The organism is Blastococcus sp. SYSU DS0541 (genome assembly GCF_054050875.1).
In genome coordinates this window covers 45,039-64,810 of record NZ_JBJHAD010000021.1, presented here as the reverse complement: position 1 = coordinate 64,810, position 19,772 = coordinate 45,039, and the positions used below count along the sequence as shown (strand labels likewise).

At 75.1% G+C, this 19,772-nt stretch carries 17 protein-coding genes; 9 read left to right on the top strand and 8 right to left on the bottom strand.

Annotated features, from left to right (window positions below; genetic code table 11):
- Positions 1-40: 40 nt before the first annotated feature.
- The 3 genes from ACI794_RS18750 to ACI794_RS18740 form a co-directional block, all read right to left on the bottom strand.
- Positions 41-1,105: a tripartite tricarboxylate transporter substrate-binding protein gene (locus tag ACI794_RS18750; protein ID WP_456583074.1), complete on the bottom strand. Its 1,065-nt coding sequence runs from the start codon at positions 1,103-1,105 to the stop codon at positions 41-43.
- Positions 1,106-1,239: 134 nt separating this feature from the next.
- Positions 1,240-1,908 carry a response regulator gene (locus ACI794_RS18745; protein WP_456603251.1) on the bottom strand — a complete coding sequence of 223 codons (669 nt, stop codon included), beginning with the start codon at positions 1,906-1,908 and terminating at the stop codon, positions 1,240-1,242.
- Positions 1,905-3,539: a sensor histidine kinase gene (locus ACI794_RS18740; protein ID WP_456603250.1), complete on the bottom strand. Its 1,635-nt coding sequence runs from the start codon at positions 3,537-3,539 to the stop codon at positions 1,905-1,907. Before ACI794_RS18740 ends, ACI794_RS18745 begins: the two co-directional genes overlap by 4 nt.
- A 172-nt stretch (positions 3,540-3,711) precedes the next feature.
- Between ACI794_RS18740 and ACI794_RS18735 the strand changes: the two genes are divergently transcribed.
- Positions 3,712-4,887 (top strand): mandelate racemase/muconate lactonizing enzyme family protein, encoded by a 1,176-nt coding sequence (locus ACI794_RS18735; protein WP_456583077.1) that lies wholly within the window; start codon positions 3,712-3,714, stop codon positions 4,885-4,887.
- Between the two features lie 19 nt (positions 4,888-4,906).
- On the opposite strand, the gene ACI794_RS18730 is transcribed toward ACI794_RS18735, so the two are convergent.
- Positions 4,907-5,308: a tautomerase gene (locus tag ACI794_RS18730; RefSeq protein ID WP_456603249.1), complete on the bottom strand. Its 402-nt coding sequence runs from the start codon at positions 5,306-5,308 to the stop codon at positions 4,907-4,909.
- 85 nt (positions 5,309-5,393) lie between these two features.
- Between ACI794_RS18730 and hrpB the strand changes: the two genes are divergently transcribed.
- Together hrpB and malQ are read left to right on the top strand one after the other, a co-directional pair.
- A complete protein-coding gene (gene hrpB, locus ACI794_RS18725) occupies positions 5,394-7,895 on the top strand; it encodes an ATP-dependent helicase HrpB (protein ID WP_456603248.1) in 2,502 nt (833 codons plus the stop codon).
- A 37-nt stretch (positions 7,896-7,932) separates the two neighbouring features.
- A complete protein-coding gene (gene malQ / locus ACI794_RS18720; protein WP_456583080.1) occupies positions 7,933-9,762 on the top strand; it encodes a 4-alpha-glucanotransferase in 1,830 nt (609 codons plus the stop codon).
- 66 nt (positions 9,763-9,828) lie between these two features.
- On the opposite strand, the gene ACI794_RS18715 is transcribed toward malQ, so the two are convergent.
- Positions 9,829-12,447 (bottom strand): ExeM/NucH family extracellular endonuclease, encoded by a 2,619-nt coding sequence (locus tag ACI794_RS18715; RefSeq protein WP_456617093.1) that lies wholly within the window; start codon positions 12,445-12,447, stop codon positions 9,829-9,831.
- A 198-nt stretch (positions 12,448-12,645) separates the two neighbouring features.
- Between ACI794_RS18715 and ACI794_RS18710 the strand changes: the two genes are divergently transcribed.
- Complete coding sequence (locus ACI794_RS18710; protein WP_456617092.1) at positions 12,646-14,433, top strand: bifunctional metallophosphatase/5'-nucleotidase; 1,788 nt, start codon at positions 12,646-12,648, stop codon at positions 14,431-14,433.
- A gap of 244 nt (positions 14,434-14,677) precedes the next feature.
- Here ACI794_RS18710 and ACI794_RS18705 read toward each other — a convergent pair whose 3' ends face one another.
- Complete coding sequence (locus tag ACI794_RS18705) at positions 14,678-15,022, bottom strand: hypothetical protein (protein WP_236825644.1); 345 nt, start codon at positions 15,020-15,022, stop codon at positions 14,678-14,680.
- A 174-nt stretch (positions 15,023-15,196) separates the two neighbouring features.
- Here ACI794_RS18705 and ACI794_RS18700 point away from each other — a divergent pair, with 174 nt between their 5' ends.
- Genes ACI794_RS18700 through ACI794_RS18685 form a run of 4 tightly spaced genes read left to right on the top strand, consistent with a single transcriptional unit; the run spans position 15,197 to position 17,249 of the window.
- Positions 15,197-16,330, top strand: coding sequence for a baeRF2 domain-containing protein (locus ACI794_RS18700; protein ID WP_456603483.1), 1,134 nt, complete (start codon positions 15,197-15,199; stop codon positions 16,328-16,330).
- Between the two features lie 44 nt (positions 16,331-16,374).
- Positions 16,375-16,632, top strand: a complete 258-nt coding sequence (locus ACI794_RS18695) for a DUF2795 domain-containing protein (protein ID WP_456581879.1) — start codon at positions 16,375-16,377, stop codon at positions 16,630-16,632.
- Position 16,633: 1 nt separating this feature from the next.
- Positions 16,634-16,864: a hypothetical protein gene (locus ACI794_RS18690; RefSeq protein WP_456581878.1), complete on the top strand. Its 231-nt coding sequence runs from the start codon at positions 16,634-16,636 to the stop codon at positions 16,862-16,864.
- A gap of 1 nt (position 16,865) precedes the next feature.
- Positions 16,866-17,249 carry an acyl-CoA thioesterase gene (locus ACI794_RS18685; RefSeq protein ID WP_456603484.1) on the top strand — a complete coding sequence of 128 codons (384 nt, stop codon included), beginning with the start codon at positions 16,866-16,868 and terminating at the stop codon, positions 17,247-17,249.
- Between the two features lie 7 nt (positions 17,250-17,256).
- Here ACI794_RS18685 and ACI794_RS18680 read toward each other — a convergent pair whose 3' ends face one another.
- Positions 17,257-17,805, bottom strand: a complete 549-nt coding sequence (locus tag ACI794_RS18680; RefSeq protein WP_456581876.1) for a DUF4240 domain-containing protein — start codon at positions 17,803-17,805, stop codon at positions 17,257-17,259.
- 159 nt (positions 17,806-17,964) lie between these two features.
- Here ACI794_RS18680 and ACI794_RS18675 point away from each other — a divergent pair, with 159 nt between their 5' ends.
- Positions 17,965-18,393, top strand: a complete 429-nt coding sequence (locus ACI794_RS18675) for a ChaB family protein (protein ID WP_456581875.1) — start codon at positions 17,965-17,967, stop codon at positions 18,391-18,393.
- Between the two features lie 43 nt (positions 18,394-18,436).
- On the opposite strand, the gene ACI794_RS18670 is transcribed toward ACI794_RS18675, so the two are convergent.
- Positions 18,437-19,735 carry a M24 family metallopeptidase gene (locus ACI794_RS18670; RefSeq protein WP_456603485.1) on the bottom strand — a complete coding sequence of 433 codons (1,299 nt, stop codon included), beginning with the start codon at positions 19,733-19,735 and terminating at the stop codon, positions 18,437-18,439.
- Between the last annotated feature and the right edge of the window lie 37 nt (positions 19,736-19,772).

The following is a 19,772-nucleotide window of genomic DNA, read 5'->3' as shown; positions in this document are numbered from 1 at the left end:
GGCCGTCCGGTCCGGACGGCCCGCCCCGTCGCTACGGGGATCAGTCCGCGGCGACCCCGGCCTCCTCGATGATCGGCTGCCACAGGTCGATCTGGCTGGAGAGCTGCTCGGTGTGGCCCTCGGGGGTCGCCTCGTCCGGCGTCGCGGGCGCGGATCCGAGGTCGGCCAGCTGGTCGATCACGTTCTGGTCCTCGAGCGCCGCCTGCAGCGCCTCGTTCAGGGTCTGCACGACCTCGTCGGGGGTGCCGGCCGGGACGTAGAGCCCGTGCCACACGCCGACCTGCAGCTCGGGCAGGCCGGCCTCCTCGGTGGTCGGCAGGTCGGGCAGGCTCTCCACCCGCTCCGGCGTCGTCACCGCGTAGGCCTTGATCTCCCCGGCCTGGATCTGGCCGGTGGTGTTGGTGGTCTGGTCGCACATGAGGTCGACCTGGCCGCCGACGAGGTCGGTGAGGGCGGGGCCGGTGCCCTCGTAGGCGACCTCGGTGAGCTCGACGCCGAGGGCCTCCTGCAGGAGCAGCCCGCACAGCTGCGAGGCCGCGCCGACCCCGGCGTTGGCGAGCGTGACGTTGCCGGCGTTCTCCTCCAGGTAGGTGATCAGCTCCTCCATCGTCTGGGGCTCGAAGTCCGGGCGGGCGACGATCGTCATCGGCACCGTCGTGACCAGCCCGACCGTCTCGAAGTCCTCCAGCGGCGCGTACGGCAAGTCGGAGTACAACGACGGCGCGGTCGACATGCCGATGTGGTGCATCAGCACCGTGTAGCCGTCGGGGTTGGCCGCGGCGACCTCGCCGGCCGCGATGGTGCCGCCGGCGCCCTCCACGTTCTGGACGACGATCGGCACGCCGAGCTCCTGGCTCATCGGCTCGGCGATGAGGCGGGTCACCGTGTCGGTCGGGCCGCCGGCCGAGAAGGGGACGACGAAGGTGATGTCCTCCTCCGGGAAGCCCGCGGCGGCCTCCTCGCCGCCGCCTCCTGCGCCTCCGGCCCCGCCGCACGCGGCGAGGAGCAGGGAGGCGGCGGCCAGGCCGGCCAGCCGTGGGACCCGGCCGCGGACGGGTCGGGCCGAGCGCGACTGCGGGGAGTCGTCGAGGTGGTGCAGGGACATGGCGGGGACCCTTCGAGATCGCGGACCGGCTCCGAACGCGTCGACCTTGCACCCTCGTGTGTGACCTGGGCGACATTCCGTGCATTTCGTACACGGGCCGACCGCCCCCTGTACACACCCGGCGGCCCGGGGTCTCACCGCCAGCGGTACTCCGTCTCGGGCCGCCCCGCGCCCCCGTAGCGGGGGCTGCGGGTGGCCAGCCCCGTCTCGGCGAGGAACTCGAGGTACCGGCGGGCGGTGATCCGCGACGTCCCCGTCGCGGCGGCGGCCTCGGCGGCCGACAGCCCACCGGCGGCGCGGAGCGCGGTCACCACGTTGTCCAGGGTCTGGGGGTGCATGCCCTTCGGCAGGGACGCCTGCCGCTGGGGCCGGGGGCCCTCCAGCGCCCGGTCGACGTCCTCCTGTCCCGCCGCGGCGCCGTCCGCGGGCAGCCGGTCGCGGTACTCGGCGTACGCCTGCAGCCGGTCGCGCAGCGCCGCGTAGGTGAAGGGCTTGAGCAGGTAGCCGACGACTCCGTGCGCCGCGGCGGCGCGGACGGTGCTCAACTCCCGGGCCGAGGTCACGGCCAGGACGTCGACGTCGAGGCGGGCGGCCCGGATCCGCCGGCACAGCTCGAGGCCGTGCGTGTCGGGCAGGTTCATGTCCAGGAGCACCAGCTCCACCGGCACGCGCGCCAGCGCGTCCAGGGCCACGGCGCCGGTGCCGGCGACCGCGGCGGTGGCGAAGCCCGCGGTGCGGTCGACGTAGGTCCGGTGCGCCTCGGCGGCGACCGGCTCGTCCTCCACCACCAGGACCCGGATCACGGGGTGGTCTCCACGGCCGTGCGGACGGGCAGCGACACCGCGAACTGCGCACCGGGCCCCGGCCGCACGGTGACCGACCCGCCGTTGCGGCGGACCGCCTGCGCGACGAGCGCGAGGCCGAGCCCCCGCCCGGGCCCGCCTGCGGGCAGATCGCCGGCGTCCTTGGTGGTCCACCCCCGCTCGAACACCCGGGGGGCCTGCTGCTCGGTGAGGCCCGGGCCGCTGTCCTCCACGCGGATCTCGAGGCGGTCGGAGTCGACCCAGGCCGCGAACTGGACCTCCCGCGGCGGGGCGCCCGCGAGGGCGGCGTCGATGGCGTTGTCGAGCAGGTTCCCGACGATCGTCACGAGCTCGCCGCTGGGGATGCCGGTCGCGGACACGGCGGTGCCCGGGTCGATCTCCAGCCACACCCCCCGCTCGTGCGCCGTCGCGGACTTGCCCAGCAGCAGGGCGGCGAGCACCGGCTCCTCGACCGCGTCGACCACCCGGTCGGTCAGCCGCTGGGCCGACGCGAGCTCGGCGGTGGCGAACTCCACGGCGTCCTGCCCCCGGCCCAGCTCGATCAGGGACACCGTCGTGTGCAGCCGGTTGCCCGCCTCGTGCGCCTGCGCCCGCAAGGATTCGGCGAAGGCGCGCACGCTGTCCAGCTCGCCGGTGAGGGCCTGGAGCTCGGTGTGGTCCCGGAGGGTCACCACGGCTCCGCCGGAGTGCCCCGACGCGCGCGCCGGCACCTGGTTGACCACCAGCACCCGGCCCCCGCTCACGTGCACCTCGTCGACCGTCTGCTGCTGCCCGCACAGCGTCCGCGTGAGGTCGGGGGAGAGCCCCAGCTCGCCGACGTGCCGCCCGCTGGGCTCGGCGTCGAGGGACAGCAGGCGGCGCGCCTCGTCGTTGACCAGCTGGACCCGCCGGTTCCCGTCCACGACCAGCAGGCCCTCGCGGACGGAGTGCAGGACGGCCTGGTAGTAGTCGAGCATCCGCGCGAGCGCCGGCGCCCCGAGCCCCCGCGTCTGCCGCCGGACCCGCCGGCTGATCAGCCAGCCGCCCGTGCTGCCCACGGCGAGGGTGACCAGCCCGGCGCCGACGATGCCGGGCATCGACCGGGCGAGGTCCGCCCCGATCGCGTCGAGCGTGATCCCCGCGGAGACGAGGGCGACGACCTCCCCGTCCCGGTCGACGATCGGGCCCGTGGCGCGCACCGACGGCCCCAGGGTGCCCGTGTAGGTCTCGGTGAACGTGCGGCCCGCCAGGGCGGGCTCGATGGTCCCGATGAACGAGCGGCCGATCTCCGCGGGATCGGGGTGGGTGAAGCGCGTCCGGTCGGGGGCGAACACGGTGATGAAGGAGGTGCCGGTGTCCCTGCGCACCGCCTCGACGTACGGCTGCAGCACCTCGGTCGGCCGGGGACCGGTCACCGCCTCGACGACCAGGGGCGAGTTGGCCAGCGCCGCCACGATCGCCCGGGCCTGCACCTCGGCGTCGTCCTCCCCCGTCCGGTGCGCGTTGACGTAGGCGAAGGCCGTCGCGGTGAGGACGATGACGGCGACGACCAGGCCCTGCAGGAGGAGCAGCTGGCGCGCCAGGCTGGTGGGTCTGGCGGGGCGTCGCAGCGGGAGGTCGGGCCGGCGCACGCGGTCAGTGTGCCCTGCACCACAGCCGATGCGGCCCGGAGGTCGTCGCGCCCGGATTACGAAATGAACGAATGCCACCCCGTCGTCCCACCAGGGGCCATCGTGGGTGCCACCGTCCAGGCACCGTCGGCCGCCCCCCGCCGACGGTGCCTCCGGCAGAGAGGTCGGGCCCGTGCGCATCGTCGACATCCGCGAGAAGACCGTCCCCATCGAGGCGGACATGTCCAACGCGTTCATCAACTTCTCGAAGATGACCGTCAGCGTCCTGGCGCTCGTCACCGACGAGATCCGCGACGGGGAGCCGGTCATCGGCTACGGCTTCAACTCCAACGGGCGGTACGCCCAGGGCGGGCTGCTGCGGGAGCGGATCATCCCGCGGGTCCGGGAGGCCGCCCCCGAGAGCCTGGTCGGCGAGCACGGCGACCTGGACCCCGAGCTCATCTGGCGCGCGGCGATGACGAACGAGAAGCCCGGCGGCCACGGCGACCGGGGCGTCGCCATGGGGGTGCTGGACATGGCGTCGTGGGACCTCGCGGCGAAGCTGGCCGGCCTCCCGCTCAACCGGCTGCTCAGCGAGCGGGCCCGCGACCCGCGCACGCCGGCGACCCCCGCGGAGCGGGTCTGGGTCTACGCCGCGGGCGGCTACTACTACCCCGGGCGCGGCATCGAGGCCCTGCAGGCGGAGATGCTCTCCTACGTCGACATGGGCTACCGCACGGTCAAGATGAAGATCGGCGGCGCCCCGCTGGAGGACGACGTGCGCCGCATCGAGGCCGTCCTGGAGGTGCTGCCCGACGGCTGCGACCTGGCGGTGGACGCCAACGGGCGGTTCGACCTGGACCGGGCGCTGGCCTACGCCGACGCCCTGAGCGCCTACCCGTTGCGGTGGTACGAGGAGGCCGGCGACCCGCTGGACTTCGAGGACCTCCGCCGGCTCGCCGAGCGGTACCCCGGGCCGCTGGCGACCGGCGAGAACCTGATGTCGTTCCAGGAGGCGCGCAACCTGATCCGCTACGGCGGGCTGCGTCCCGACCGCGACATCCTCCAGATGGACCCGGCGCTGAGCTACGGGCTGACCGAGTTCCGCCGGATCGTGGCGATGCTCTTCGACTCCGGCTGGAACCCCGACCGCTGCGTGCCGCACGGCGGGCACCAGTTCAACCTGTCCATCGCCTCGGCGTTCCACCTGCACGGCTGCGAGTCCTACCCGGGCATCTTCGAGCCCTTCGGCGGGTTCGCCGACGACCACCCGGTCGAGGACGGCCACGTGCGGCTCCCGGACGCACCCGGCATCGGGCTGGAGCGGAAGTCGTCGCTCGCCCCCGTCCTGCGGGACCTCGTGGCCTGACCCCGCCGCGCGTACCGACTCAGCCCGCCGCGCCGCCCGCGTCGGGAACCCAGTCCGGGGCGAAGCCACCCAGCTGCGGGTGGTACATCTCGTCCCCGGAGTGCTGCGTGAACTCCACCTTGAGCAGGCGCTCCTCCAGACCGCAGACCCGGGCGCACACCTCGACGATCCGGCGGGCGAGCACCTCCCGCGTCGCCGCCGGCCGGCCGGCGCGGACGTCGCACATGACGAGCCCCGCCGGCTCGGGGTCCCCCGTGCCGCACCGCCACACCCCGCCGGGCCCGAGGTCGTGGACGGAGACGGTGACGAACTCCGGCCGGACGGCCATCACCTCGCCGTAGACCGCCCCGAGCTCCCTGGCCAGCGACCTCTTGCCGGCGAGGTCCATGCGGAGCGGGAGGTCGAGCTGCAGCGAGGGCACGGCCTCGCCATGCCCCGTCGGTGGCCGTGGCACGCCCGCGCGGTGGTGGCGGAGCCACCCTGCCGCGCACGCCAGACTGGGGCCCGTGCTGCCACCGCCCGGGACTCCCGGGACCGACCTGCCGGTCCGCGCGGCGCTGCCCGCGCTCGCGGACGCGCTCTCGGTCGGGGGCGGCGCCGTGCTGGTGGCCCCGCCCGGGACCGGGAAGACCACGCTCGTCCCGCTCGCGCTGGCCGGCTCCCTCCCGGGCCGCGTCGTCGTGGCCGAGCCGCGCCGGGTGGCCGCCCGGGCCGCCGCCCGCCGGATGGCCGCGCTGCTGGGCGAGCGCGTCGGCGGACGGGTGGGCTACAGCGTCCGGGGGGACAGCCGGCGGAGCGCCGCCACCCGGGTCGAGGTGGTCACCACCGGCCTGCTCGTCCGCCGCCTGCAGGCCGATCCCGAGCTGTCCGGCGTGGCCGCGGTCGTCCTGGACGAGTGCCACGAGCGGCACCTGGACACCGACCTGGCGCTCGCCTTCTGCCTCGACGTCCGGGACACGCTGCGCCCGGAGCTGCAGCTGCTCGCCATGTCGGCGACGGCCCAGGCCGACCGGCTGGCCGCCCTGCTCGGTGGGCAGGGTGAACCCGCCCCCGTGGTGGAGGCGACCGGGGCGCTGCACGACGTCGACGTCGTCTGGGCGCCGCCGACCACGCCGGTCGACCCGCCGCACGGCCTGCGGGTCGACCCCCGGCTGCTCGGCCACGTCGCCGCCACGGTCCGCCGGGCCCTGGCCGAGCGCGGCGGCGACGTCCTCGTCTTCCTGCCGGGCGCCGGCGAGATCGGCGCGGTGGCCGGGCGGCTGAGCGGGCTCGATGCCGACGTCCTCCCCCTGCACGGCCGGCTGGCCGCGCCCGCCCAGGACGCAGCGCTGCGGGCCGGGCCCCGGCGCCGCGTCGTCCTGGCCACGGCGCTCGCCGAGAGCAGCCTGACCGTGCCCGGCGTCCGCGTCGTCGTCGACGCCGGCCTCGCCCGGGCGCCGCGGGCCGACCTGGCGCGTGGCCTCGGGTCGCTGGTCACCGTGCGGGCCTCGCGGGCGGCGGTGACCCAGCGGGCCGGCCGCGCCGGGCGGGAGGGGCCGGGCGCGGTCTACCGCTGCTGGACGCCGGCCGAGCACGACCGGCTGCCGGCCCACGACGAGCCGGAGGTGGCCGTCTCGGACCTGACCGCGTTCGCGCTGGAGCTGGCCTGCTGGGGCGCGCCGGAGGGTCGGGGCCTCGCCCTGCTCGACGCTCCCCCGGCGGCCGCCCTGCTCGTCGCCGGCCGGACGCTGGGCACCCTCGGGGCGGTCGACGGCGACGGGCGGGCGACCGCCCGCGGGCGCGCGCTCACCGCCGTCGGGGTGCACCCCCGGCTGGCCCGCGCGCTCCTCGACGGCGCTCCGCTGGTGGGGCGGCGGCGGGCCGCCGAGGTGGTCGCGCTGCTCTCCGCCGACCTCTCGCTCCGCAGCGACGACCTCCTCGCGGGCTGGCGGGAGCTGCGCGCCGGCACCGACCGGGGGGCCACCGCCCGCTGGCGGGACGAGGTCGCCCGCCTCGAGCGCGCGGTGGACGACCTCCCTCCGCCCCGCCTGCCCGACGACACCCTGCCCCTCGACACTATGGCCGGCCTCGTCGTCGGCCTCGCCCACCCCGAGCGGCTGGCCCGGCGACGCGCCGGCAGCACCACCTACCTCATGGCCGCCGGCACGGGCGCCGAACTGGCGGCCGGCACGGCGCTGTCCGGAGCACCGTGGCTGGCGATCGCCGTCGCCGACCGGTCCCCCGGGCGCCGCGATGCCCGGGTGCGATCCGCGGTGGCCATCGACGAGGCGACCGCGCTGGACGCCGGCGGCCCGCTGCACACCGACGGCGACGAGGTGGCCTGGCGCGACGGCGACGTGCGCAGCGCGCGGGTCGAGCGGCTGGGCGCGATCGTGCTGGCCGAGCGCCCGGCACGCGATCCCGGGCCCGCCGCCCTGGCCGGTGCGGTCGCCGAGGGCCTGCGCCGCGAGGGCCTCGGGCTGCTGTCGTGGACGACGGCGGCCCGCCGGCTGCGCGACCGCCTGGCCGCGGCGCACGCCGGGATCGGGGAGCCGTGGCCGGCCGTGGACGACGAGGCGCTGCTCGCCGCGATCGACGTCTCCGGCGCCCGCAACCGCGCCGACCTCGCCCGCATCGACGTCGCCGCGGCCCTGCGCGCGCTGGTGCCCTGGCAGGTGGCCGGCGATCTGGACGCCGTCGTCCCCGACTCGGTGACGGTCCCGACCGGGTCGCGGATCCGGATCGACTACACCGATCCCGCCGTCCCCACCCTCTCCGTGCGCGTGCAGGAGGTGTTCGGCTGGGGGCAGGCCCCGCTGGTGGCGGGGCGACCGCTGCGGCTGCAGCTGCTCTCCCCCGCCCAGCGGGTCGTCGCCACCACGACCGACCTCGCCGGTTTCTGGACCACCGGCTACCCCGCCGTCCGCAGCGAGCTCCGGGGTCGCTATCCCCGCCATCCGTGGCCGGAGGACCCGGCGACCGCGGCTGCCACGAAGCGAGCGACGTCACGCGCCCGGCCCGGCAGCTGAGGCTGCGGGCTTCCTCCACCCCGGCGAGGATCGCGGGGTGACGACGAAGCCGACGACCGACGGATGGGGCATCGATGCCAGCTGGCTGGACGCGCTGGACGAGGAGCACCGGGTAGCCCGGGAGACGATCGAGACGCTGCGCGCCGTCATCGGTGAGCCGCCGGCCGACCTGGAGGACCGGGCGCCCATCGTCGCCCGCCCCGGCGACGCCCTGGAGGTGGACGAGGCCGACGTCGTCTGCGAGGACGGCGAGGTGCGGCACGTCGACGGCGAGCTGCCCCCGGACTTCCCGCTCGGCTACCACTGGCTGCAGTCCCCCGAGGGGCCCCGCCGGCGGCTGATCGTCTCCCCGGGGCGGTGCTGGCTGCCCGAGGAGCGGGCCTGGGGGTGGGCGGTGCAGCTGTACGCCACCCGCGGTCGGGAGAGCTGGGGCATCGGCGACCTGGGCGACCTGCGGACGCTGCGGCAGATGGCGGCCGAGCAGGGGGCCGGGTTCCTGCTGATCAACCCCCTGCACGCAGTCGCCCCCCTCGCCACGCAGGAGGCGAGCCCCTACCTGCCGGCCACCCGCCGCTTCCGCAACCCGCTCTACCTGCGGGTCGACGAGGTCCCCGGCGCCGACGGCGTCGACCTCGAGGCCGACGCCGGGCGGGCGCTGTCCGAGGGCCCGCTCATCGACCGCGACGCCGTCTGGGCCCGCAAGCGCGAGGTGCTCATGCGGATCTTCTTCGCCCACGGCGGCGGCGAGGCGTTCACCCGCTGGCGGGAGGAGCAGGGCCGGACGCTGCAGGACTGGGCCACCTGGGCGGCGATCACCGAGGAGCACGGGGCCGACTGGCACACCTGGCCGCAGGAGCTGCGCCGCCCCGACTCCCCCGCCGTCGCCGCCTACGCCGAGCGGCACGGGGCCGTGGTCGGGTTCCACGCCTGGCTGCAGTGGGCGCTGGAGCTGCAGCTGACCTCGGCCGCCGCCGGCATGACCGTGATCCAGGACCTGCCGATCGGCTTCGCCGGCGGCGGCGCCGACGCCTGGACGTGGCAGGAGGTGCTGGCCGACGGCGTCAGCGTCGGCGCGCCACCGGACGCGTTCAACTCCGCCGGGCAGGACTGGGGCTCCCCGCCGCTCATCCCGTGGCGGCTGCGCGACGCCGACTACGAGCCCTTCGTCCAGTCCATCCGGGCCACGATGGCCGGCGCGGGGGGCTTGCGGATCGACCACGTCATGGGGCTCTTCCGGCTGTGGTGGGTCCCCGCCGGCGGCAGCGCCGCCGACGGTGCCTACGTCCGCTATCCGGCCGAGGACCTGCTGAACATCGTCGCGCTGGAGAGCCACCGCGCGCAGGCGCTCGTCGTCGGCGAGGACCTGGGCACGGTCGAGGACGGCGTCCGCGAGGCCATGGCCGAGCACGGCGTGCTCTCCTACCGGCTGCTCTGGTTCGAGGACGAGGAGCCCGCGGCGTGGCCGGCGGAGGCGATGGCGGCGATCACCACGCACGACCTGCCGACGGTGGCGGGACTGTGGACCGAGGCCGACGTCGACGAGCAGCGCGAGCACGGCACCGGCACCGACGAGGAGCTCGAGCGCGGTCGCAGCTCGCTGCTGGCGCACCTGCCGGGGCTCTCCGACGACGCCACGGTCGAGCAGGCGGTCGAGCAGGCGCACGCCCTGCTGGCCACGGCGCCGTCGCTGCTGCTGTCGGCGACGCTGGACGACGCGGTCGGCGAGCAGCGCCGGCCGAACATGCCCGGGGCGGACGACCGGCCCAACTGGTCCCTGCCGCTGCCCGTGGCGGTCGAGGACCTGCCGGGTCACCCGCTGCTGCAGACGGTGGCCCGCACCCTGGCCGAGGGGGTCCGGAAGGGCTGACACGGCACCGGCGCGGGCCCTCGTGGAGAGAGGCCCGCGCCGGCGCGCGTCAGGGGCGGGAGCGGATCAGGACTCCGCACCCTCCTGCTCTGCGGTGCCCTGCCCGCGGCCCTGGTCGAGCCGGTCGGTGCCCGGCCCGCCGATGAGCACGTCGCTGCCGTTCCCGCCGTCCGGCCGGTCGTCGCCGAAGCCGCCGGAGAGGACGTCGTCGCCGTTCTCACCGGCGATCCGGTCGTCGCCGGCGCCACCGCAGACGACATCGTCACCGTTGCCACCGCGGATCTCGTCGTCCCCACCGAGACCCATGATCACGTCCCGGCCGTTCGTGCCGCTGAGCACGTCGCTGCCGTCGGTCCCCCGGATGGTCGGCAGCAGGCCCTGGCAGCGCTCCTCCAGGTCGATGCCGAGCACCAGCGGGTCGTGGTCGCTGGAGCGGTACGGGCTGGGCGCGTACAGCGCCGGGTCGCCGGAGTACTGGTAGGCGAAGGACTCGACGGCGTTGATGTTCCAGTGCGTGACGTCGGTGACCTTCGCCGTCAGCTCCGCCGTGGCCAGCGCGTGGTCCAGCGAGCCGGACATGTCGTCGAACACGTAGCTGTAGGAGCCCTCGTCGAAACGCAGGCCGAGGTCGGTCCAGCCGGCGTCCTCGAGGAGCTGGATCGGGTCCTCCTGCGTGTAGGCGTTGAGGTCGCCCATCAGCAGCACGTCCTGGTCGCCGGTGGACTCCCGCAGCTCCGCGGCGAACTCCGCGAGCGACGCCGCCTGCCGGACGCGGTCGCCGTTCCACGCGCCCTGGCCGTCACCGGTGTCCACGTTGTCGCCGGTCGGCCGGCCCGGGCTCTTGGACTTGAAGTGGTTGGCCACGACGGTGAACGCGTCGCCGTCCTTCACGAACGTCTGGGCGATCGGCTCGCGGGCGTTGTCCCAGACCTCCTCGTCGACCAGGCCGGCCGGGTCGCCGACCGGGAGCACCACGTCGTCCTGGTGGATGATCGCGTTGCGGATGACGTCGCGGTCGACGCCGTAGAGCTCCTCCGGCAGCGGGACGAAGTCCCACTTGTCGTAGCCGGCGGCCTCGTTCAGCCGGCTCACGAGGTCGGCCAGCGCCGTGTCCGCGTCGCCGGGGCTGTAGCCGCTGGCGTCGGTGTCCTCGATCTCCATCAGCGTCACCACGTCGGCGCCGAGCGCCTCGATGGCCGGCACGATCTTCCCGGCCTGGTTCTCGAGCTCCGCCGGGGACTCCGCGCCCCGGCCGACGGACTGGTCGAAGGTCAGGAAGTAGTTGAGCACGTTGAACGCGGCGACCTGCACGTCCCCGCCGACCTCCTCGGGTGCGGCCGGCCGGGTGTTCTGCGGCGCGAAGACCCCTTCGGCGGTGCCGTCGGCCGGCTGCAGCCGCCACTGGTTGAAGCCGTAGCCGAGGACGAGCGGCTCGGTGAACGAGAGCTCGTCACCGACGCGGACCGGGGTCTCCGGCGACAGGTACGGGCGGGTGCTGACGCTGACCCGCGCGCTCACGCCGTCGTCGAGCACGACCCGGCGCAGCGCGTTCTCCGCCGCGACCGCCTCGGCCTCGGCGGTGCCGGGCCGGGCGAGCTCGGTCGGCTGCACCAGCAGGCCGCCCTCGGAGAGGGTGAGCTCGCCGAAGCTGGTGAGGTCGAAGACCTCGCTGACGGTCAGGGTGTCGGCGGGGGCGACGAGCATGCCCTCGAGCCGCTCGCGGGCCTCGTCGCCGGCCGGCAGCTCGAGCACGGCGGGCTCGGGCAGCTCGCCCGCGGCGCAGACCTGGACGTCGGTGCGCGAGGAGATCTGCGTCTGGCCGCCGAACTCCTGGGCTGCGCCGGTGACGGCGACGGTGTCGCCGAGGTCGACCGCGACGCCGCTGAACACGAAGATGCCGTCGGACGTGGCGGCGTCCCCGTCGCCGTCCGGGTCCTGCAGGTAGAAGCCGGAGAGGCCTTCGACGTCGCCGACGACGGTGCCGCGGACCGTCACCTGCTGCCCGGCCAGCGGGGTCTCCGCACCCTCGCCCTGGACGGCGCCGATCTCGTGCGTCACCGGGGTCTCGCAGACGTCGACGGCGGGCGGCGGCGGCTCGACCGGATCGGGCGCCGGGTTCACCTCGCCCTTGGTGCTCGACGCCGGGCCGGACCAGACGAGGGCGTCAGAGACGGGGTCGTAGGCGCGGGACAGCGACTGCCCGGCGGGCTCGTTCCCGGCCTCGCTCACGCCGATCCCGGTGCTGGTCAGACCGGCAGCCGGGCCGCTGGTGGCCGTGAGGGTCCCCTCGTAGGACAAGAACTCGAGCACCTCGTCGCCGCGGACCAGCGCGACGCCGTCCGGTGCCCCGTTCTGCAGGCCCGGGGCATCGACGGCCACGACGGCGGGGGCGTCAGCGGGGGCGGTCACGTCCCCGAGGCCGACGGTCCCGTAGGAGGCGCCGTTGCTGCCGTTGTAGAGGACGAGGGACAGCCCCGCGGACGTGGTGCCGGCGGGCAGGTGCACCTCGACGAACTCGCCGGTGTCGGTGCCGGCGTTGTCGTAGTGGAGCTCGGAGATGAACGGGGTGGTCGACGGCGCCGCCTGGCCGAAGGCGGGCAGGCCCACCACCGCCACGGAGGCGGCGAGGGTGCCGAGGGCGGTACGGCGCGCGAGGACGCGCGGACTGCCGATGCGTACGAGCACGGGGGTCCTTCCGGACGGAGGGTGAGACGCCGTGACCGTAAGCCGACCGAGTGACACCCGCGACTACGGAAGGTGACATCTGAGTGACACGCCGCGCAGACTGTGTTCCTTGTCACAGTTTCCCGGGATGGCTACTCCGTGTTCACGCTTCGGTGTGACGCTCCCCCGGCAAGCTCCCCCCACCAACCCCGGAGCGTCATGTCTCTGAAGCACTTCCGCCGCGGCACCGTCGTGGCCACCGTGGCCGCGGCCAGCCTGGCCGGCGGCACCCTGACGGGGACCGCCGTCGCCGCGCCCGCCCAGGAACCCCGCCCCGACTTCACCCTCACGCTGCTGCACGCCAACGACCTCGAGTCCGCGCTGCTGCCGATCACCACCGAGGACGGCGGCACCTACGGCGGGGCCGACCGCTTCGTCGAGCTCATCCGCCAGCAGCAGATCCTCGCCCTGACCGGCCCGCGGACCGCGGACATGGCCAAGAAGCGCGGCGTCGTCACGGTCTCGGCCGGCGACAACTTCCTCCCCGGCCCCCAGCTGGCCGCCAGCGAGGACTCCGGGCGCCCCGTCTACGACGCCACCGTGTTCAACGCCGCCCGCTTCGACGTGTCGATCCCGGGCAACCACGACTTCGACCTCGGCCCGGACTTCTTCGCCGAGTGGATCGGCGACATCCGCCCGCAGACGACGATCGTGTCGAGCAACCTCGGCTTCGAGGAGGAGCCGGCCCTGCTGGCCCGCGTGGCCGACGGCACCATCGTGACCTCCCACGTCGTCCAGGAGCGCGGGGAGAAGATCGGCTTCATCGGGCTCACGACGCCCGACCTCGCCCGGCTCACCAGCTCCCGCGACGTGGCGGTCGACCCCGACCTCGCCGGGATCGCCAACACCCAGGCCGCGGCGTTCGCGGCCGCAGGCGTCGACAAGGTGGTGCTGGTCTCGCACCTGCAGGACATCGACAACGAGGTGGCCCTCGCCGCCGAGCTCAGCGGCGTCGACGTCATCATCGGCGGCGGCGGGCACGAGCTGCTCACCGACGAGGGCGACCCGCGGGTGCCCGACGAGACGGACGTCTACGGCTCCTACCCGCTGACCCCGACCGACGCCGACGGCGAGGTCGTCCCCGTCGTCACGACGGCGGCGCTCTACAGCTACGTGGGCCGCCTCGTCGTGTCCTTCGACGCGGCCGGTGAGCTCCTGACGGTGCACGACGACGTCTCGCGCGCCATCCCGGTCGCGGCCCAGGGTCCCGACGCCGTCGCGCCGAACCAGGCGGTGAACCGGCGGGTCGTCCAGCCGGTGCAGGAGTACGTCGCGGACCTCGCCGAGCAGGTCGTGGCCACCTCGGCGGTCGACCTCAACGGCGTCCGCGACGACGTCCGGAGCCAGGAGACCAACCTCGGCAACCTCGCCACCGACGCCCTGCTGGCCGCCGGCCAGCGGGAGGCGGCCGCCCTCGGGGTGACCGCACCGGTCGTGGCGCTGCAGAACGGCGGCGGCATCCGCAACAACGCGGTGATCCCGGCCGGCGACGTCACCGCGCTGGACACCTACTCGATCCTGCCGTTCTCCAACTTCGTCGGCGTCGCCCCGGCCATGCCGGTCGAGACGTTCGTCGCCGGCGTCGAGCGCGGCCTGTCGGGCCTGCCCGGGGCGGCCGGCCAGTTCGCCCAGGCCGCCGGCTACCGGGTCACCTACGACGTGACCCAGCCGGTCGGGTCCCGGGTCGTCGACCTGGTCCTGGACGACGGCACGGTCCTGGTGGAGGACGGCGCGCCGACCGGCGCGCTGGAGACCATCTCCGTCGCCACGATCGACTTCCTCCTCCGCGGCGGCGACGCTTACCCCTTCGACGGGGTGGGGTTCACCGTCCTGCCGGTGACCTACCAGGAGGCCCTCGAGACCTACCTGGTCGAGGACCTCGGCGGCGTCGTGAGCGCTGCCGACTACCCCGTCGGCGGCGAGGGTCGCATCACGCCCGCCGCCTGACGCAGCACCCCGGACGGGGGGGGGGGGGGGGGGGGGGGGGGGGGGGGGGGCGGGGGGGGGGGGGGGGGGGGGGGGGGGGGGGCGGGGGGGGGCGGGGGGGGGGGGGGGACGCTGTCGGGCGGGGGGGGGGGGGGGGGGTGGGGGGGTGTGAGGGGGGGGGGGGGGGGGGCGGCCGGCGGCGCCCCCCCCCCCCCCCCCCCCCCCCCCCCCCCCCCCCCCCCCCCCCCCCCGGACAGGTCGAGGGTCAGCCGGTGGAGCGGGGCTGAGCGGGGTTGGTCGGGTCGCCCTGCGACGGCGGGTTCATGGCCGGGCCGGTCGTCGCCTCGGAGACCTTCGAGCCCCCCGCGGCGTGCGACGGGTCGTCGGCGGCCGGCGCGGCCGGGTCACCGCCGGAGGGCTGGGCGCCCTCGCGGAGCGACTGCAGGCGGTTCTCCATGATCGTGACCACCTGGACGCGGTCGGCGTGGGCGCGTTCGTACTCGAGCAGGGTCTCCAGACCCTGGGCGTCCAGCGTCCGGATCCGCGAGGCCAGGCCCTCCACGGGCAGGTGGTCGTAGTCGGGCAGGGGCAGCTGGTCGTGCTCGGTCATGCCTCGTCCTCTCTGCGGTTCCGTGTCGCGGGACCGCCTACCCCCGCCCTCCGAAATCGACACCGGGTGTGAGGGGCCGGTCGGTGGGTAGGCGGCGACGGCGGGAGCCGCGGCTCCGAGAGCCGGCCCCGCCCACCGAACACCCCCGATCGACCGAGGAGTTGTCCCCCCGACATGGACGTGTCCTTCCTGGAGCCGGTGTTCGCCGCCGCTGGTCCCTACGCCACGGTCTGCGCCGACGTCACGCACACGACCGAGAACGCCGACACCGAGCTGGACCTGCGCGTGCGGGCGCTGACCGAGCAGCTGACCGAGCAGGGCGCCCCCGAGGTGGTGACCGAGGCCGTGCGCGCCCGGCTGCTCGAGGGCAACGAGGGCGGCCAGGCCGGCACGCTTAAGGGGCGCGCCGTCGTCGTCGCGTCGGACGGGTCCGTCGTGCTCGACGAGGTGCTGGCCGACAGCCCCGCCCGGGAGACCGCCCAGTGGTCGGCGCACCCCGATCTGCTCCCGGTGCTGCGCCAGCTCGCCGGCCGCGTGCCGCACATCGTCGTCGTCGCCGACCGGGTGGGCGCCGATCTCACCGTCGCCGGGCTCTCCGGCCGGCCGGACGAGGAGCGGCAGGTGGAGGGTGACACCTTCCACATGCGCAAGGTGAAGGTCGGCGGCTGGGCGCACAACACCTACATGCACACCGCCGAGAACCAGTGGGAGGAGAACGCCGGCCGGGTCGCCGACGAGATCGACTCGTTCGTCCGGCGACTGCCGATCCGGTTCATCCTGCTCGCCGGTGACGTGCGCGCCCGCCAGATCCTGAGCGACAAGGCGCATGCGGCGTGGTCGGACCTCGTCGTGTCCATGGACGAGGGGGGTCGCGCCGCCGGCGCCGACCGCGAGCCCGTCCAGCGCCGCGCCGCCGAGCTGATCGCCGAGCACGAGGCCCGCGACATCGCCGACGCCGTCGACAAGGTGCAGGCCGCGGGCGCCCACGGGCTGGCCGTCACCGGTACCGACGCGGTCGTCGAGGCGCTGCGCAAGGGCCAGGTCGAGACCCTCCTCCTCACCGACGAGCAGGACGCCGACGCCACCCTGCTGGTCGGCGGCGGCCCGCTGGAGCTCGGTGTCAAGCAGCAGGACATGGACGCCCTGGGCGTGCACGGCGAGGTCGCACCGGCCGGCGCCGCCCTGGTCGAGGCCGCGGTGGCCAGCGCCGCCGGCGTGCTCGCCGTCCCGCGGGCGGCGCTGCCCGACGACGAGCCGGTGGCCGCGATCCTGCGCTACACCGACGCCTCCACCGACGCCGGCAACTGACCCCGGCACCCCGACATTCCACCGCCACGACGAAGGAGATCCCCGTGACCGACCCCCACCAGGCCGCCACCGCGCCCGGCACCGACCAGCGCGACATCGAGCACCGTGCCGCGCTCGCCGAGGCCCTCGGCAAGGAGGTGTGGCCCGCCGACCGCGACCAGTTGATCGCCAAGGCGCAGGAAGGCAACCCCACCGACCGGGTGCTGTCGGACCTGCGGCGGCTGCCCGCCGGGCAGCGGTTCGAGAACGTCCAGGAGGTCGCCCGCGCCCTGGGGATCGGCACCGAGCAGCAGCGGTTCTGACGTGACCACGCAGAAGAAGCCGAGCCCGGAGGCACTGGACAACGTCACCGAGGACAACGTCGGGACGCGGTCGCAGCTGCTGCCGGAGGAGGAGGCGTTGCGGGGCAGCGGCATGGAGGAGGTCGCGGCCGAGGTCATCCTCGCCGAGTCGGAGGAGCGGACGGTCCACCCCGACCCGGACGATGCGCAGGGGGCGCACCGGCAGTCCGCCGAGACCGCGGACCTGCCCTGACGTGCGGCACGAGCACCCGGTCCGGCTGCGCTGGTCGGACCCCGACATGCTGGGCCACGTCAACCACGCCCGTGCGCTGAGCCTCCTCGAGGACGCGCGGCTGGCGCTGGGCGGCGACCACACCGGTGGCGGGCTGATCCTCGCCCGCCTCGAGGTCGACTACCTGCGCCAGCTCTACTACCGCGTCGGCGAGGAGCTCTGCGTGCGGAGCTGGGTGACCCGGTTGGGCACGAAGTCCTTCACCCTCCGGCAGGAGCTGGAGCAGGACGGCCGGGTCGCGATCCGTGCGGACTGCGTCCTGGTGGTGTTCGACTTCGCGGCCAACGCCAGCCGGGCGATGACCGACGCCGAGCGGGCGCACTGGACGCGGTACCTGGACGGCTAGACCCCGGCTAGACCTGGCCGTAGGCCGCCCAGAGCCGGGGGAACCGGGCGGCGAACCACTCGTCGTCGTCCTCCGGGAACGGTTCGCCCGCGGGCTTGCCGAACTGGTCGTCGACCTCGTCGGGGCCCGGGTCCAGGTCCTCCTCGGCGAAGCCGCGGTCGTCCAGCACCTCCAGCGGGGCGTAGGCCCACTCCTCGGCGCAGCCGAAGTCGTCCTCGTCCTCGTCCCACTCGAGGTCGGCCACGGCGTCCGGGTCGGCGAGCACCCGCTCGTAGGCGTCCCGCCCCAGGCTGATCAGCCAGTTCCGGAAGTCGAGGAAGGCGTCGTCGCTCGCGCCGCCGAGCGCCAGGTACGCGGCGGCCCACAGGTCCCAGCGGTTCGCCCGGGCGCGGGCGGTCATCAGCTGGCGGTAGAAGCCGAGGACGTCGTCGTCGGAGAGCTCCTCGAGGGCGGCCGTGAGGGTGGCGACGTGCTCGGCGACCACCGAGCCACGCGCCGTCTCGGCGGCCTCCGCGCGGGTGTCCTCGACCAGCGTCCAGAAGGTGCTCTCGTCCACGGGCGGAACCTACCGGCGCAGGAGGGCCGCGTGGAGCTCGCCGAGCCCGCTTGACGGGCCGGTTCGCGGATCCGCTGGTGAGCGGCTCGTGACGGCTCGACGGATGTGATCGTCCGCGGCGCCCGGGGTAGGGCCTGGCGGACACGAGAGGAGAGAGCGATGCCGAAGACGACGAAGAAGGGCGACGCCAAGCAGTCCGAGCTGCCGAGCACCCTGCAGCGCTCGCCGAAGAAGGCACAGCGCACCTACGCCAAGGCCTACGACTCCGCGGTGGACGAGTACGACGACGAGGAGCGGGCCGCCCGGACGGCGTGGGCCGCGGTCAAGCACTCGTTCGAGAAGGTCGGGGACCGCTGGCAGAAGAAGGAGGGCGGCAAGAAGGGACCCTCCGACGCCCAGGCCGCCGGTGGTCGCGACACCGACCGGAAGACCAAGGGGGGCGTGGACGCCAACGCCTCGAAGAGCCACCTGTACGACCTGGCGAAGAAGCTCGACATCTCCGGCCGGTCGAAGATGAAGAAGAAGCAGCTCGTCGACGCCATCCAGAAGGCCAATGACAAGCGGACGGCGAAGTCGCGCCAGAAATGACCGCCCGGCTCTCGCCGCTCCCGTCCGCGGGGGCGGCGGGGTGTCAGCCGATCAGGACGAACGCGGTCTGCCGCCCGTCGAGGTACTCGACGCCGTCGGCGGTGAGGGCCACGCCTTCCTCGAGCCCCAGCCGGACGCACTGGCCGCCCCACTCCGGCACCGGCCGGCGCACCGCGAGCTCGAGCGCGTAGGCCGTGTCGGGGCGCACCGGGTAGTCCCCGGCCCCCGGCACGCCGTGCTGCTGGTCCCACTGGCCGATGGCCGGGCCGGCGCCGTGCCCGTGGTAGCCGATGGGGTGGGAGTAGACGTCGCCGTCGATGCCCTCGTCCGCCGCGGCGGCGCGGGCGGCGGCCAGCACCTCGTTGCCGGTGCGGCCCGGCAGGAGCGCGGCCGCGGTGAGCTCCTGCAGCCGGTTGGCCGCCCGCAGCGCGGCGCGCAGCCCGGCGGGAGCGTCGGTCTCGCCCGGCCGCAGGACGTAGGCGTTGCGCTGGGTGTCGGTGCGCAGGCCCAGGCAGCTCAGCCCGACGTCGCAGTGCACCAGGTCGCCGGGCAGCACCGCCGCGTCGCGGGGGACGGCGGGCAGCAGCGTGCCCTCGTCCTCCGCGAGCGGCACCCCGGCGCGCTGCAGCAGCACCGAGGGCTGGAACCACGGCTCCACCCCGAGGTCGTGGAAGCGCTGCCGCAGCCACCAGGCCAGGTCCAGGGCGGTCGTCTCGCCCGCCCGCACGACGGCGGGTGAGAAGGCCTCGGCGATCACCTGGTGCACCAGGCGGTTCATCCCGCGCAGCGCCTCGATCTCCTCGGGCAGGCGGGTCTCCAGCCAGCTCACCGCCAGCCGCTCCGCGGAGACCAGCCGGTCGGCGTACGGGCCCAGCGCCTCGCTGAGCAGCCGGTGCTCGGAGTGGGAGAGACCGTCGGCGAGGGCGAAGTGCTCGGAGACGTCGATGCCGATCCGTCGCGGATCGGCCTGCTCCACGAAGCGGCGGACCTCCGCCCACTGGTCGCGCCCGGCGGGCTCGCGGGTCTCGGCGGTCCAGGCGGGGAGGAACTGGCCGACCGGGTAGCGGGAGACCGCCGCGGGGGTCACGCCGTCGTCGCTGCGGTGCAGCAGCAGGATCGTGCGCCGCCGGGCGGAGAGCCAGGACGCCGGGAGCAGCGTGGCGAGCACCGGGTCCTCGTTGTACTCGCGGCCGGCCACGATCCACAGGTCGATGCCCGCCTGGTCCATCAGCCCCGGCAGGACGTCGAGCAGCCGCTGGGTCAGCCACCGGTCGCGGACGTCGGCCTGCTCGCGCAGCGGCGGCGGCAGCGTGCGCGTCGGGGCGGGCGCGGCCTGCGGCATGCCCCTAGGGAAGCAGAGAACCGCGGAATCCACCGGT